Here is a 13256-nt window from a genome sequence, read left to right as displayed (position 1 = left end):
ACCCGGAACGCGCCGCCACTCGGGCGAACGGGCTAGTACTGGCAACTGTGAACCATTGCCCCGGCCTGGGCGGACGCGCTTGTATGACTTGCCCGCGCCGGTGGCTCCGCCTCCCCCTCACGGCCCATCCGCGTGCGGGCCGCAGCCGTGGACGAACGGCTCCGGCTCACCCGGCCGCGTTGTGCGACCGGCCGGGGTGGCCGCGCGATGACCGGTGGCCCGGCGACGCCCCCAGCGCCGGGCCACCGGTCTTATTACCAGCGGGTAGGCTCCGAGCCATGACGGTCCGGAAGAACATCCTGATCACCGGTGCGAGCAGCGGGTTGGGCGAAGGTATGGCCCGCCAGTTCGCCGCCAAGGGGCGCAACCTCGCCCTCTGCGCGCGCCGCACCGACCGGCTCGAAAAGCTGGCCGGCGAGCTGACCGCCGCGCACCCCGGGATCAAGGTCGTCACGCGCAAGCTCGACGTCACCGACCACGACAGCGTCTTCACCGTCTTCGAGGAGTTCCGGGCCGAGCTGGGGTCCCTCGACCGGGTGATCGTGAACGCCGGGCTCGGCAAGGGGCAGCCGGTCGGCAAGGGCCGGTTCGACGCCAACCGGCAGACCCTCGAGGTCAACTTCGTCGCGGCCGCCGCCCAGATCGAGGCCGCCGCCGGGATCCTCCGCGCGCAGGGCGCCGGGCACCTCGCCGTCGTCTCCTCGTTCAGCGCGATCCGCGGCCTGCCGGGCAACCTCACCGCGTACGCCGCCTCGAAGGCCGGGATCTCGGCGTTCGTCGACGGCACCCGCCTGGAGCTCAAGCGCAAGGGCATCACCGTCACCGACATCCGGCCCGGCTACATCGAGTCGGAGATGAACGACCGGATCGGCAAGAACCCGTTGCTGGCCAAGGCCGAGAGCGGCGCGCGGGCGCTGGCCAAGGCGGTCGAGGCCGAGCGGGCGCGCGCCTACGTCCCGGCGTGGCCGTGGGTGCCGCTGAGCGTCGCCATGCGCGTCGTGCCGGCTTCGATCCTGCGGAGGTTCGCATGACCACCATCGAAGTGCGCGAAGAGGACGCCTTCGACGCCGCCGCGGTGCACACCTGGCTGGCCACGCGCGTCGAGGGCCTCGGCGCCGAGCCGCCGCACGTCCGGCAGTTCCCGGGTGGCGCGTCGAACCTGACGTACCTGCTCACCTACCCCGACCGCGAGCTGATCCTGCGCCGCCCGCCGGCCGGGCACAAGGCGGCCTCGGCGCACGACATGCGGCGCGAATACCGCGTGCAGCACGCGCTGAAGCCGGTGTTCCCGTACGTGCCGCGGATGCTGGCCTTCGGGGACGACGAGAGCGTGCTCGGCGGCGACTTCTACGTCATGGAGAAGCTGGACGGCCTGATCCTGCGAGGCGACCTGCCCGCCGGTCTTGAGCTGAGCCCGGAGCAGGCCCGTGAGCTGTCCGGCAAGGTCGTCGACCGGCTGGTGGACCTGCACGCCGTCGACGTCGAGGCGGCCGGGCTGGCCGACCTGGGCAAGGGCGCCGGGTACGTCGAGCGGCAGATCCGCGGCTGGTCGGACCGGTACGTCGCGGCGCGCACGGACAACGTCGGCGACTTCGCCGAGGTCCGCGCCTGGCTGGCGGCGAACCAGCCCGAAGAGGTCAAGATCTGCCTGATCCACAACGACTACCGCCTCGACAACCTCGTGCTGGACGGCCCGTCGACGCTGAACATCACCGGCGTCCTCGACTGGGAGATGGCCACGCTCGGCGACCCGCTGATGGAGCTGGGCAGCATGCTCGCCTACTGGGTCGAGGCCGGCGACGACGACGTCATGAAGGCCAGCCGCCGCCAGCCGACCCACCTGCCGGGAATGTTCACGCGCGAGGAGTTCGTCGCGCGGTACGCGGAGAAGACCGGGCTGGCGATCGGGGACTGGCGGTTCTACGAGGTCTACGGCCTGTTCCGGCTCGCGGCGGTGCTGCAGCAGCTGTACCGCCGCTACCACGACGGCGGGACCCGCAACCCGGCGTTCAAGGACTTCTGGCAGTTCGTCGGGTACCTCGACTGGCGGTGCCGCGAGATCATCGCGAAGGGGAGTGTCTGAGTGGGCGCGATCTACCTGGTCCGGCACGGGCAGGCGTCCTTCGGCGCGTCCGACTACGACGCGCTGTCGCCGCGCGGCTTCGAACAGTCCACTGTGGTCGGTGCGGAACTGCTGCGGCGCAACGTCTCCTTCAGTCAGATCCGGTCCGGCACGCTCGCGCGGCAGCGGGACACCGCGGCGACGGCGCTGAAGGTGCTCGGCACCGACGTCCCGGTCGTCGAGGACCCGCGCTGGAACGAGTACGACCACGTCGACATCGCCCGCCACCACGCCGGTGGCGCGCCGCAGGAGGATTCCCGGGCGTACCAAGGGGTTCTGGACGCGGCACTGACGGCGTGGACCACGGCCGGCGCCGACGGGCCGTGCGCCGAGCCGTGGCCGGCGTTCCTCGACCGCTGCCGGTCCGCCTTGGCGGACCTGGTGGCGTCCCTGGGCAAGGGCGAGCACGCGCTCGTGTTCACCTCCGGCGGCGTGATCGCCACGCTCTGCGGGCTCCTGATGGGCACGCCCGAGGTGGGGCTGCTCAAGCTCAACCGCGTCACGGTCAACGGCGGGATCACGAAGCTGGTGTCCGGCCGCGGCGGCGTCACGATGCTGTCGTTCAACGAGCACCCGCACTTCGAGGCGGACGCGGCCCAGTTGCTCACCTACCGGTAGGAGGCGCCCGATGCGGTTCGGCGAGGTCACGGTCATCCCGGTGAACGGGCACGGCCCGGAGGACGTCGTGGTCGACGGCGAGGGCCGGATCTACGCGGGCGTCGACGACGGGCGGATCCTGCGCCTGTCGCCCGATGGACGGCACATCGACGTCGTCGCCGACACGGGCGGGCGTCCGCTGGGGCTGGAGCTGTACGGCGAGGACGAGCTGCTGATCTGCGACGCGCGGGCCGGTCTGCTCGTGGTGCCGCTGGCCGGTGGCGCGGTGAAGACCTTGGCCACTTCCGCGCTGGGGCTGGACTTCGTGTTCTGCAACAACGCGGCGGTGGCGTCCGACGGGACGATCTACTTCACGGACTCCTCGCGCCGCTTCGGCATCGACAACTGGCGCGACGACCTGATCGAGCAGACCGGCGGCGGCCGCTTGCTGCGCAGGTCCCCGGACGGCGCGATCGACCTGGTCCTCGACGGCTTGCAGTTCGCCAACGGCGTGGCGCTGGCCCCGGACGAGTCGTTCGTGGCGGTGGCGGAGACGGGCGCGTTCAGCGTGTCCCGCGTCCGGCTCTCGGACGGTCACGTGGACGCGCTGGTCGAGAACCTGTGGGGCTTCCCGGACAACATCTCGACCGGCACGGACGGGCTGATCTGGATCACGCAGGCGTCCCCGCGCGTGGCGGCGCTGGACGTGGTCCGCAGCCTGCCGTCGTTCCTCCGGGCGGGGGTCCGAGCGCTCCCGACGTGGCTGCAGCCGAGCCCGGGCCGCGAGGTCGGCGTCCTGGGCGTGGCACCGGACGGCAAGGTGGAACGAGAACTGCGCGGCGAGATCGCCGGGTTCCACATGCTGGTGGGCGTGCGGGAGTGGCGGGGTCAGCTGTACTTCGGCTCGCTGGAGGAGAACGCGATCGCGGTCACCCGGCTCTAGCGGCCGGTCCACCGCGGTTCGCGGCCCGCGGTCCACGCCGCGTAGAACTCCTTGTGGTCCTTCGCCGTCATCAGCAGTGCCTGGGTCATCGCCTCCAGCTCGATCGCGCTGCCCAGGTCCATGTCCAGCTCGCGGGTAAGCAGCACCTTCGTCGTCGAATACGCCAGCGCCGGGCCGTCGGCCAAGCGGCGGGCCAGCGCCGACGCCGTCGCGGGGAGGTCGGCGTCCGGAACCACCTGGGAGGCCAAGCCGATCTCGAAAGCGCGTGCGGCGGGCAGCTTGTCGCCCAGCATCAGCAGTTCCGTCGCCCGGCCCAAGCCCACCAGTCGCGGCAACAGATAAGCCGAACCCATGTCCGCCCCCGCCAAACCCACCTTCGTGAACAGGAACGCGAACTTCGCCGACTCCGCCAGCAGCCGGAAGTCGCTCGCCAGCGCGATCACCGACCCCGCGCCCGCCGCCACGCCGTTGACCGCCGCGATCACCGGCAGCGGACACTCGCGCAGCGCCTTGACCACCGCGCCCGTCATGCGCGTGAACTCCAGCAGCCGCGCCGTCTCGAACTTCTGCAGCTCGCCGATGATCTCCTCGACGTCACCGCCCGAGCAGAACCCGCGGCCCTGCCCGGTGATCACCAGCACCCGCACGTCCTCGTGCTGCGGCAGCTCCAGCACCAGGTCCCGCAGGTCGGCGTAGACGTCGAATGTCAGCGCGTTCAGCTTGTCCGGCCGGGTGAACGTCACCGTGGCGACGCCGTCGTCCACCGTGAACTCGAAGTGCTCCCACTCCTTCGTCAGCGGTGCGGTCGCGCGGAACGGGCTCATGACTGGATTCCTCCGCCGTCGAGTACGAGAGTCTGGCCGTTGATCGCGGCGGCCTCGGGCGCCGCCAGGAAGGAGACGGCGAACGCCACCTCCGAAGGTTCCAGCAGCCGGCCGAGCGGAGACGCCGCCGCCAACGCCGATTCGGCGTCATCGACTGAGCGGCCCGTGCGCTCCTGGATCCGCGCCACCGAGGAAGCCGTCATGTCGGTACGAACGAACGCCGGGCACACCGCGTTCGCCGTGACGCCGGTGCCGGCCAGCTCGGCCGCGACCGCCCGCATCAGCCCGGCCGCCGCGTGCTTCGACGCCGTGTACGCGGCCGTGTAGCGGTAGCCGACGTGCGACGCCGTCGACGCCACCGTCACGATCCGGCCGCTGTCCCGGGAGCGCATCCCCGGCAGGACCGCCCGCGTGCACAGGAAAGCACCCGTCGCGTTGACGTCGATCTGCGACCGCCAGTCGTCGAGCGAAGTCTTCGAAAGCGGTGCGCTCGACGAGATCCCGGCGTTGTTCACCAGCACGTCCACCGGCCCGGCAGCGGCGAAGTACGCCGCGACGGCATCCTCGTCCGTGACGTCGCATTCGGCCCGGCCGGGCGCGAGCACCTTGTCGCCCGCTTCGGCGAACCGGGCCGCGATCGCCGCGCCGATTCCGCGGGTGCCGCCGGTGACGACGACCAGCCGGCTCACGGCCGGCCCGCCAGCGCGCGCCGGTCGAGCTTTCCGTTGGCGGTCCGGGGAAGTTCGGTCATGAACACCACTTCACGGGGGTACTTGTGCTTGGCCAGGTGGGCTTTCGCGTGGTCCTTCAGCTCGTCCGCGGTCACCGGGGCGCGCACCACGACGTACGCGCGCGGCACGACCAGGCCGCCGACCTCCTGGCCGACGACCGCGCAGTCCACCACCGCGGGGTGGCCGAGCAGGCAGTCCTCGATTTCGCCGGGCGCCACGAACACCCCGCCGACCTTGAGCAGCGCGTCGGCGCGCCCGTGGTGACGGAAGAACCCGTCGGACCGGCTGAACAGGTCACTCGACGTCAGCGTGTCGCCGTCGAACGTCCCCGCGGACTTCTCCGCATCGCCGTAGTACTCCAGGGCGATCGTCGGCCCGGTGACGCGCAGCGGCCCGATTTCCCCGTCCGGCAACGGGTTCCCGAGCTCGTCGACGACCTCGGCGGTGTAGCCGGGAACGGGTGTCCCGAGCGTCCCGATCCGCGCCGCACCCGGCCGGTTCGACAGGTAGATGTGGTACGCCTCCGACGAGCCGATCCCGTCCACCACCGGCACCCCGAAGGCCGCGTCCCACTTGCGGTGCAGCTCCGACGGCAGCGCCTCGCCGGCCGACGTCGTCATCCGGAGGCAGCTCAGGTCCTGCTCGGCCGCGGCCGGGTGCGCGACCATCGCGCTCATCATGGTCGGCACGTTGACCAGCACCGTCGGCCGGTGCTTCGCGATCAGCTCGAACATCAGGTCCGCCGTGCTGCGCTCGGGGAACGCGATCCCGGCCGCGCCGACGCCGAACGGGAACAGCGCGACCAGATCGCGCGCGTAGCCGAAGAACAGCTTGGGCACGGCGAGCACGCGGTCGTCCTCCCGCAGTCCCAGCACCCGCACGGCGTACCGCTCGAAGCTCTCGATCGGGCTGCGCAGCGTGTGCACGCACGCCTTGGGCGCGCCGGTGCTGCCGGTGGTGAACTTCCAGATCCCGACGTCGTCCACAGTGGTCGGAGCGGCTTCGAGGGTGTCCGGCGCGGCGTCCACCAGGGACCGGAACGGACGCTCGCCCGGCAGCAGCTCGCCTTCGGGAACACCGGTGACCAGAAGCCCCTTGGCTCCGGCCGTGCGCAGCGCGGGCAGCGTGACGGCGTCGGCGACCACCGCGACGGCCTCGGTGTAGCCGAGGTAGTACTCGTAGTCCTTGGGCTGCAGGAACGGGTAGACCTCGGCGGTCACCGCGCCGATCTTCTGCGCGCCGTACCAGGTCGCGACGAACTCGTCGCCGTCGCTCAACGCCAGCAGCACCCGCTGTCCTTTTCGGACACCGGCGTCGCGCAGGACGTTGCCGACGCGGTTGGCCAGCCGCGCCAGCTCGGCGTAAGTCACTGACCGATCCCCGACGAACAGTGCGACTCGCGAGCCGCGGCCGTCAGCCACGTGCCGGTCGAGGAAGTGCGTGGCGAGGTTGAACGGCTCACTCACGGGCCAGCTCCCGGATCGCTTCCACCAGCAGGTCGGTCAACGTCGAGAAAGTCTGTTCACCTTCGGCCGCCGTCGCTTCGGCGGGCGTCCCGCAGTACGCGTCGGACATGCCCATCGCGAGGAAGCCACCGTCCTCAGGAGCCGAAGCCAGGCTGACGGGCACGTGCGGCAGCGTCCGCATCAGCGGCTGGTCGACCAGCTCGGGCCGGTCGGCGAGCACGAGCGACGTCTCGTACCGCCCCGCGTGGCACTCGCCGGACCGGAACTCCTCGGTCAGCCGTTCCGCGTGCCGCCGCCGGACGAGGTCGAGCAGCGCGACGCGGCCGTCGTAGGCGAAGTTCAGCGTCTCCACCGCGCGCCGCAGCGTGACCAGGTGCGCGGGCTCGAAGTGGTTGTTGACCAGCAGGATCCGCCGGAACCTCTGGCCGATCAGCGCCGACCCGATGTCGACGAGCAGCGAGTGCAGCGTCTCCTCGCCGATGTGGACGCCGCCGGCGAACCCGGCCGCGAACCGCGTCACGCCGTAGGGGACCTCCGGCAGCACCAGCACGTGGACGTCGTCGTCGGCGGCCAGCCGGTCGGCCGCCCGCTCGCACATCCCGCGCGAGATCAGCGGGTCGGTGCCCAGCGGCGCGTGCGGCCCGTGCGGCTCGACCGCACCCAGCGGGAGCAGCAGCACCGGCACGCGCGGGCCGTTCACCACGTCCGCGACCTGCCGTGAGCTGAGGTCCGCGAAGTACGTCACGCAAATCAAGCTACACCGCAGCGGCCTGGGGTGTATAGAGTTGCCGCATGCCCGGAGATGCCTTCGACGCCAGCCCCCAGGAGCTGGTCGTGACGTTGCTGGGCAGCTACGTGCACCCGCGTGAGACCCGGCGGGTGTGGTCGGGCGGCCTGGTCGCGGTGCTCGCCGAGCTGGGCTTCTCCGACGGTGCGGCCCGGATCGCGCTGACCCGCCTGGTGCGCCGCGGCCTGCTCCAGCGCCACCGCGAGGGCCGCACTGTGCACTACTCGCTGACCCGCCGCACCATCGCCCTGCTCGCCGACGGCGACCACCGGATCTTCTCCCTCGGCCGCCGCGAGCGCGCCGCGGGCGAGTGGACGGTGCTCTGGCAGAGCATCCCGGAGAGCCGCCGCCAGGCCCGGGAACGCCTGGTCCGGCGGCTGCGGTTCCTCGGCTTCGGGCCGTACCAGGACGGCACCTGGATCGCCCCGCACGACCGCGAGGCCGAGGTCGTCGCCCTGCTCGGCGAGCTGGACGTCACCGAGCACGCCGGCCTGCTGCTCGGCCGCCCGTCGGCCGCGCTGGACGTCCGCCGCTTCGCCGGCCGGGCCTGGGACCTCGACGACCTCGCCGCGCGCTACACGGCGTTCGTCGCCCAGTTCGGCGGGTACGCGGAGAAGGAAACCCCGGACGCCGAGGCGTTCGAGGTGCACGCGCGCCTGGTGCACACCTTCCGGGCGTTCCCGTCGCTCGACCCGGAACTGCCCGCCGACCTGGTGCCCGCACCGGATCGCCGGGCGGCCGCGGTCGAACTGTTCCACGATCTGTACACCGCGCTGGCTCCGGCCGCTCAGCGCCATTTCGACGAGGTGACCAAGGGATGACCGAAACCAGCCAAGCCACGCAAGAAGCCCTGAGCTACACCTCGTACCTCGCGCTGGACGAGGTGCTGAACGCGCAGCGGACGCGTTCGGACGAGCACGACGAGCTGCTGTTCATCGTGATCCACCAGGTGTACGAGCTGTGGTTCAAGCAGATCCTGCACGAGGCCGAGTTCCTCCAGGAGAACCTCGTCGCGGGCAACACCGCCCACTCGATCCGCGTCCTGCGGCGGATCCTGACGATCCTCAAGGTCGCCGTCGCGCAGATCGACGTCCTGGAAACCATGACCCCCAGCCAGTTCACGAGCTTCCGCACCCGTTTGGACGCCTCGTCCGGCTTCCAGTCGGCCCAGTTCCGCGAGCTGGAAGCCGTGCTCGGGCGGCGCGACGAGCGCGTGTTCGCGCACTACCCCGAGGGCGGGGAGCAGCGGAAACGCATTGCCGACGCGATGGCGCGACCGTCCTTGTTCGACTCTTTTCTCGCGTACCTCAAGGCTTCTGGCTATTCCGTGGAGTGTGACCGAGACGTCACTCTCCCGGTGGAGCCGTCCCCGGCCCTGCAGGCGATATTGCTGGACGTGTACAGCGACGACGGCGGACCGTCGGTCGTCGCGGAATGTCTGGTGGATCTCGACGAAGGGATGCAGGAGTGGCGCTACCGGCACGTGAAGATGGTCGAACGCACCATCGGCGACAAGACCGGGACGGGAGGATCATCCGGCGCGACCTACCTGCGTACCACGCTCTTCCAGCCGATGTTCCCGGATCTCTGGGCCGTACGGAGCCGACTGTGACCACTTTGGACGACTTGCGCGCGGACGACAACGCGCTCGCCCCGCACTACTCCCGCTTCGGCGTCGCCGAGCGCCTGCTGCTGTCCGGGCACTCGCACCAGGCGTGGCCGGACGTCGCGGAGGAGGGCCTCCGGGAGTCCTTCGCGGACGCCGCCCGCGACGTCGACGAGAAGTGGGGGCGCGCGTTCGCGAAGGCCGACGAGCTGCGCGCGGGCTTCCGCCTGCTGCTCGGCGACCCGCACGGCGAGTACGCGCTGGGCGCGAGCACGCACGACCTCGTGCTGCGGTTCCTCTCGGCGATGGAGCTGCCGCGAAGACCGCGGCTGGTCACCACCGACGGCGAGTTCCACACGCTGCGCCGCCAGCTCGCCCGCCTCGAGGAGGAGGGCGTCGAGGTCGTGCGGGTGCCGCTCGACCCGGTGACGACGCTCGCCGAGCGCGTCGCGGCCGAAGTCACCGACGACACCGCCGCCGTGCTCGTGTCGGCGGTGCTGTTCGAGACGTCGAGGCTGGTCCCCGGGCTGGCGCACCTCGCCGACTCGTGCCGCGGCCGGTCGATCGAGCTCGTCGTCGACGCCTACCACGCGCTCGGTGTCGTGCCGTTCGCGCTGCACGACCTCGGGCTCACCAACGCCTGGGTGCTCGGCGGCGGCTACAAGTACCTGCAGCTCGGCGAGGGCAACTGCTTCCTGCGGCTGCCCGCGCACGCCCAGGAGCTGCGCCCGGTGATCACCGGCTGGTACGCCGAGTTCGGCGCGCTCGCCGACGAGCGCAACCCGGGCCAGGTCGCGTACGCCACCGGCGGCGACCGCTTCGCCGGCGCGACCTACGACCCGGCCAGCCACTACCGCGGCGTCCGGGTCCAGCGGTTCTTCGCCGAGCAGGGCCTCACCCCGGAGTTCCTGCGCGAGGTTTCCCAGCACCAGGTGGGCCTGCTCGCGTCGGTGTTCGACTCGCTCGGGTTGCCCGAGGACGTCGTCACACGCGACCGTTCGGTGGAGCTGGAGCGCCTCGGCGGGTTCCTCTCCCTGCGCTGCGCCGACGCGTCCGGGCTGCAGGCGGCGCTGGCCGCGGAGGGCGTCCGCACCGACAGCCGGGGGCCGTACTTGCGCTTCGGTCCGGCGCCGTACCTGTCGGACGTCCAGCTCGAGACGGCGATGCGCACCCTCGGCAAGGTGATCACCGGCTGATTACCGGTCCGTATGGCGAGACCTCCACTGGTCTCGCGATCATCGGGGATCTAGGTTGGTCCCGGGCACCCGAGCGGACGACCTCCGCCGGGCTCCCGCCAACCCGTGAAGCGCGTCCCGGCCACGAACCGGGCGCGGATGACAAAGGAGTCACCACCGTGACCGAAGGAGTGTTCGCCCGGGGTACCGGGCACGAACAGGTCGTGTACTGCCACGACCAGGCCAGTGGCCTCAAGGCCATCATCGGCATCTACTCCACCGCGCTCGGGCCCGCCCTGGGCGGGACGCGCTTCCACCCCTACGCCACCGAAGCGGACGCGCTCGACGACGTGCTCGCGCTGTCCAGGGGCATGGCGTACAAGAACGCGCTGGCCGGGCTCGACCTCGGCGGCGGCAAGGCCGTCATCATCGGCGACCCGAAGACGCTCAAGTCCGAAGCGCTGCTGCGCGCGTACGGGCGCTTCGTGCAGTCCTTGGGCGGCCGTTACATCACGGCGTGCGATGTCGGCACGTACGTGCAGGACATGGACGTCGTGGCCCGCGAATCCCGGTACGTCACCGGCCGCTCGCCCGAAGACGGCGGGGCCGGCGACTCGTCCGTGCTCACCGCGTTCGGCGTCTTCCAGGGCATGCGTGCCTCGGCCGAGCACCTCTGGGGCAGCCCGGACCTCGCGGGCAAGCGCGTCGGCGTGGCCGGCGTCGGCAAGGTCGGGCACATCCTCGTCGGGCACCTCGTGGACGCCGGCGCGCAGGTGACGATCACCGACGTCTACGCCCCCGCCGTCGAGCGCACCCGTTCGATCTACCCGGACGTGCAGGTGGTGTCCGATGTGGACACCCTGCTGCGCACCGAGCTGGACGTCTTCGCGCCGTGCGCGCTGGGCGGCGTCCTGAACGACGCGACGGTGCCGGTGCTCGGCGCGAAGATCGTGTGCGGCGCGGCGAACAACCAGCTCGCGCACCCGGGCATCGACAAGCAGCTCGCCGACCGCGGCGTCCTGTACGCCCCGGACTACCTCGTCAACGCCGGCGGCGTGATCCAGGTCGACGACGAGCGCCACGGCTTCAACTTCGAGCGGGCGAAGCGCAAGACGACAGCCATCTACGACACGACGAAGGCGGTGTTCGCCCTGGCGGACGCCGACGGCGTGCCCCCGGCGACGGCGGCCGACCGGCTGGCGGAGCGCCGGATGGCGGAGGTCGGGCGGCTGCGGTCCATCATGACTGTGTGAGTCTTGCCGCGGTGTTCGAGGCGGTGGGCGTGCGGGGGTTCCTGCACGCCCGCCGCCTCGGTTCTTCTTCCTCTGTCGGCCTCGACCCGGACGAGCCGGTGGTGCTGGCGTCGGTGGTGAAGGTGCCGCTGGCGTACGAGTTCGCCCGCCAGGTCGCGGCGGGGCTGCTGGACCCGGCGGACCGCGTCCGCGCGACGGCGGCGGACCGCCTGGGCGGCACCGGTTCGGCGGGCTTCGCGGACGACGTCTCGTACAGCCTGCGGGACGCGGCGCTGCTGGCGTTGACGGTGTCGGACAACACGGCCGCGGATCTGCTGTTCGACCGGGTCGGCGTGGAGAACGTGCGGTCCTTGCTGGCGGAACTGGGTTTGTCGCGGACGTCGGTCATCGGCCCTCCGCGCGAGCTGCTGCGGACGATCATGGAGGACACTTCCGCCGGGGTGCCGTTGCGGGCGTTGGATCCACTTCGGACATCTTCGACCACGCCGCGCGAGATGACGTCGTTGCTGGCGGCGATGTGGGGCGACCGGGGTCCGGGTGCCGAGGTGCTGGGGTGGATGTCGGCCCAGGTCAGCTGGCACCGCCTGACGGCGGGCTTCCCGCCGACGGTGGCGGTGGCGGCCAAGACGGGGACGATGCCGGGGATCCGCAACGAGATCGGCGTGGTGACGTACCCGGACGGAGAGGCGTACGCGGTGGCGGCGTTCACGGCGGGAGGTGCGGAAACGCTGCGACGACCGGACATCGACCGCGCGATAGGCGACGCGGCCCGCGCGGCGGTGGATCAGCTGCGGTCGTAGAAGACGTCCCACGGGCGGGCGCTCTGCGGTTCCGGCACGATCCGCGACACCCCGTCGTCCTCGAGGACACCCGCCGCGATCTCCGCCAGCTTCGCGGCCTGCGGGTGCTTGCTCGCCGGGGGCCATGCGAAAGCCATCCGGGACCGCAGCACCTCACCGGTCAGCGGCCGCCACACCACGCGTGGTTCCTTGCGCGGCCCGGGCTCGAACGCCACGCCGTGGCCGGCCAGCACCAGGCCCAGCGCGAACTCCGGGTTGCGGGCGTGCCGGACCGCCGCCGGGCGGAAACCGTGGTCCCAGCACGTGCGCAGCAGGGCGTCGTAGCTGCCCGGCGCGGCCGCTCGCGGCGCGTGCACCAGCCCTTCGCCGGCCAGGTCGGCGAGCGCCAGCTCCGACCGGCGCGCGAGCGGTGAGTCGCGGGGGAGCACCACGCCCAGCGGCGTGTCGATCGCGGGGCCGAGCTCCAGCCCGACGACGTCCACCGGCAGCTGCAGGAGTCCCGCGTCCAGCGAACGCTCGGCGAGCAGGCGCGTCTGCTCGGCCGTGGTCAGCTCCTGCAGGTCGAGCCGGACGTCGGGGCACTCGCCGGCGAACTTCGTCAGGATCGCGGCGAGGACCGCGCCGGGCAGCTCCGGCGGCACGCCCGCGCGCAGGGCGTCCAGCTCGCCGCGGTCTGCCTTCGCGACGAGCGTCGTCATGCGGTCCCAGCGGCTCAGGAGGTCGCGGGCCTCCGCGCGCAGCACTTCGCCGGCTTCGGTGAGCGTGACGCGCCGGCCGCGGTCGAACAGCTTCGCGCCCAGCTCGGCTTCGAGCCGTTTCACGCGCTGGCTCAACGGCGGCTGCGCGATCCCGAGCCGGTCGGCGGCGCGCCCGAAGTGCAGTTCGTCGGCGACGACGAGGAAGTACCGCAGCGAACGGAGGTGGTCCACGCTGCGACGATACTCGTCCGCAT

At 71.7% G+C, this 13256-nt stretch carries 14 protein-coding genes; 9 read left to right on the top strand and 5 right to left on the bottom strand.

Annotation, left to right across the window (positions count from 1 at the left end; translation table 11 throughout):
- The first annotated feature begins 278 nt into the window (after positions 1-278).
- Genes ACIRSS_RS46895 through ACIRSS_RS46880 form a run of 4 tightly spaced genes read left to right on the top strand, consistent with a single transcriptional unit; the run spans position 279 to position 3662 of the window.
- Complete coding sequence (locus tag ACIRSS_RS46895) at positions 279-1031, top strand: SDR family oxidoreductase (RefSeq protein WP_400907993.1); 753 nt, start codon at positions 279-281, stop codon at positions 1029-1031.
- Complete coding sequence (locus ACIRSS_RS46890) at positions 1028-2083, top strand: phosphotransferase family protein (protein ID WP_400907990.1); 1056 nt, start codon at positions 1028-1030, stop codon at positions 2081-2083. The genes ACIRSS_RS46895 and ACIRSS_RS46890 overlap by 4 nt, the downstream gene beginning before the upstream one ends.
- Positions 2084-2740 (top strand): histidine phosphatase family protein, encoded by a 657-nt coding sequence (locus tag ACIRSS_RS46885; RefSeq protein WP_400907988.1) that lies wholly within the window; start codon positions 2084-2086, stop codon positions 2738-2740.
- A 10-nt stretch (positions 2741-2750) separates the two neighbouring features.
- Positions 2751-3662 carry an SMP-30/gluconolactonase/LRE family protein gene (locus ACIRSS_RS46880; RefSeq protein ID WP_400907985.1) on the top strand — a complete coding sequence of 304 codons (912 nt, stop codon included), beginning with the start codon at positions 2751-2753 and terminating at the stop codon, positions 3660-3662.
- Here ACIRSS_RS46880 and ACIRSS_RS46875 read toward each other — a convergent pair.
- Genes ACIRSS_RS46875 through ACIRSS_RS46860 form a run of 4 tightly spaced genes read right to left on the bottom strand, consistent with a single transcriptional unit; the run spans position 3659 to position 7428 of the window.
- Positions 3659-4486, bottom strand: a complete 828-nt coding sequence (locus ACIRSS_RS46875) for an enoyl-CoA hydratase family protein (protein WP_400907982.1) — start codon at positions 4484-4486, stop codon at positions 3659-3661. The genes ACIRSS_RS46880 and ACIRSS_RS46875 overlap by 4 nt on opposite strands.
- Positions 4483-5175 carry an SDR family NAD(P)-dependent oxidoreductase gene (locus ACIRSS_RS46870; protein WP_400907979.1) on the bottom strand — a complete coding sequence of 231 codons (693 nt, stop codon included), beginning with the start codon at positions 5173-5175 and terminating at the stop codon, positions 4483-4485. The genes ACIRSS_RS46875 and ACIRSS_RS46870 overlap by 4 nt, the downstream gene beginning before the upstream one ends.
- Positions 5172-6683, bottom strand: coding sequence for a benzoate-CoA ligase family protein (locus tag ACIRSS_RS46865; protein WP_400907976.1), 1512 nt, complete (start codon positions 6681-6683; stop codon positions 5172-5174). The genes ACIRSS_RS46870 and ACIRSS_RS46865 overlap by 4 nt, the downstream gene beginning before the upstream one ends.
- On the bottom strand, positions 6676-7428 hold the full coding sequence (locus tag ACIRSS_RS46860; RefSeq protein ID WP_400907973.1) for a creatininase family protein: 753 nt from the start codon (positions 7426-7428) through the stop codon (positions 6676-6678). The genes ACIRSS_RS46865 and ACIRSS_RS46860 overlap by 8 nt, the downstream gene beginning before the upstream one ends.
- Before the next feature lie 47 nt (positions 7429-7475).
- On the opposite strand from ACIRSS_RS46860, the gene ACIRSS_RS46855 reads away from it, so the two are divergent.
- From ACIRSS_RS46855 to ACIRSS_RS46835, 5 genes are all read left to right on the top strand, one after another.
- A complete protein-coding gene (locus ACIRSS_RS46855; RefSeq protein ID WP_400907970.1) occupies positions 7476-8291 on the top strand; it encodes a PaaX family transcriptional regulator C-terminal domain-containing protein in 816 nt (271 codons plus the stop codon).
- A complete protein-coding gene (locus ACIRSS_RS46850; RefSeq protein ID WP_400907967.1) occupies positions 8288-9082 on the top strand; it encodes a tryptophan 2,3-dioxygenase in 795 nt (264 codons plus the stop codon). The genes ACIRSS_RS46855 and ACIRSS_RS46850 overlap by 4 nt, the downstream gene beginning before the upstream one ends.
- Positions 9079-10272: a kynureninase gene (locus ACIRSS_RS46845; protein WP_400907964.1), complete on the top strand. Its 1194-nt coding sequence runs from the start codon at positions 9079-9081 to the stop codon at positions 10270-10272. The genes ACIRSS_RS46850 and ACIRSS_RS46845 overlap by 4 nt, the downstream gene beginning before the upstream one ends.
- A 158-nt stretch (positions 10273-10430) precedes the next feature.
- Positions 10431-11504 carry a Glu/Leu/Phe/Val dehydrogenase dimerization domain-containing protein gene (locus ACIRSS_RS46840; RefSeq protein WP_400907961.1) on the top strand — a complete coding sequence of 358 codons (1074 nt, stop codon included), beginning with the start codon at positions 10431-10433 and terminating at the stop codon, positions 11502-11504.
- Positions 11501-12304, top strand: coding sequence for a serine hydrolase (locus tag ACIRSS_RS46835; RefSeq protein WP_400907959.1), 804 nt, complete (start codon positions 11501-11503; stop codon positions 12302-12304). The genes ACIRSS_RS46840 and ACIRSS_RS46835 overlap by 4 nt, the downstream gene beginning before the upstream one ends.
- On the opposite strand, the gene ACIRSS_RS46830 is transcribed toward ACIRSS_RS46835, so the two are convergent.
- Entirely contained in the window at positions 12289-13233 is a 945-nt protein-coding gene (locus tag ACIRSS_RS46830; RefSeq protein WP_400907956.1) for a LysR substrate-binding domain-containing protein, read from the bottom strand. The two genes, ACIRSS_RS46835 and ACIRSS_RS46830, sit on opposite strands and share 16 nt — an antisense overlap.
- Positions 13234-13256 lie beyond the last annotated feature (23 nt).

It is taken from the genome of Amycolatopsis sp. NPDC101161 (genome assembly GCF_044768185.1).
Lineage (GTDB): Bacteria > Actinomycetota > Actinomycetes > Mycobacteriales > Pseudonocardiaceae > Amycolatopsis.
The sequence above is the reverse complement of the archived record's forward strand: the minus strand, read 5'-3'. Positions and strand labels throughout refer to the sequence as shown.

Excerpts from the sequence above, each read along its gene's own strand:
- ACIRSS_RS46890 (WP_400907990.1), top strand. The coding sequence starts at position 1,028 with ATGACCACCATCGAAGTGCGCGAAGAGGACGCCTTCGACGCCGCCGCG.
- ACIRSS_RS46855 (WP_400907970.1), top strand. The coding sequence starts at position 7,476 with ATGCCCGGAGATGCCTTCGACGCCAGCCCCCAGGAGCTGGTCGTGACG.
- ACIRSS_RS46850 (WP_400907967.1), top strand. The coding sequence starts at position 8,288 with ATGACCGAAACCAGCCAAGCCACGCAAGAAGCCCTGAGCTACACCTCG.
- ACIRSS_RS46880 (WP_400907985.1), top strand. The coding sequence starts at position 2,751 with ATGCGGTTCGGCGAGGTCACGGTCATCCCGGTGAACGGGCACGGCCCG.
- ACIRSS_RS46895 (WP_400907993.1), top strand. The coding sequence starts at position 279 with ATGACGGTCCGGAAGAACATCCTGATCACCGGTGCGAGCAGCGGGTTG.
- ACIRSS_RS46875 (WP_400907982.1), bottom strand. The coding sequence starts at position 4,486 with ATGAGCCCGTTCCGCGCGACCGCACCGCTGACGAAGGAGTGGGAGCAC.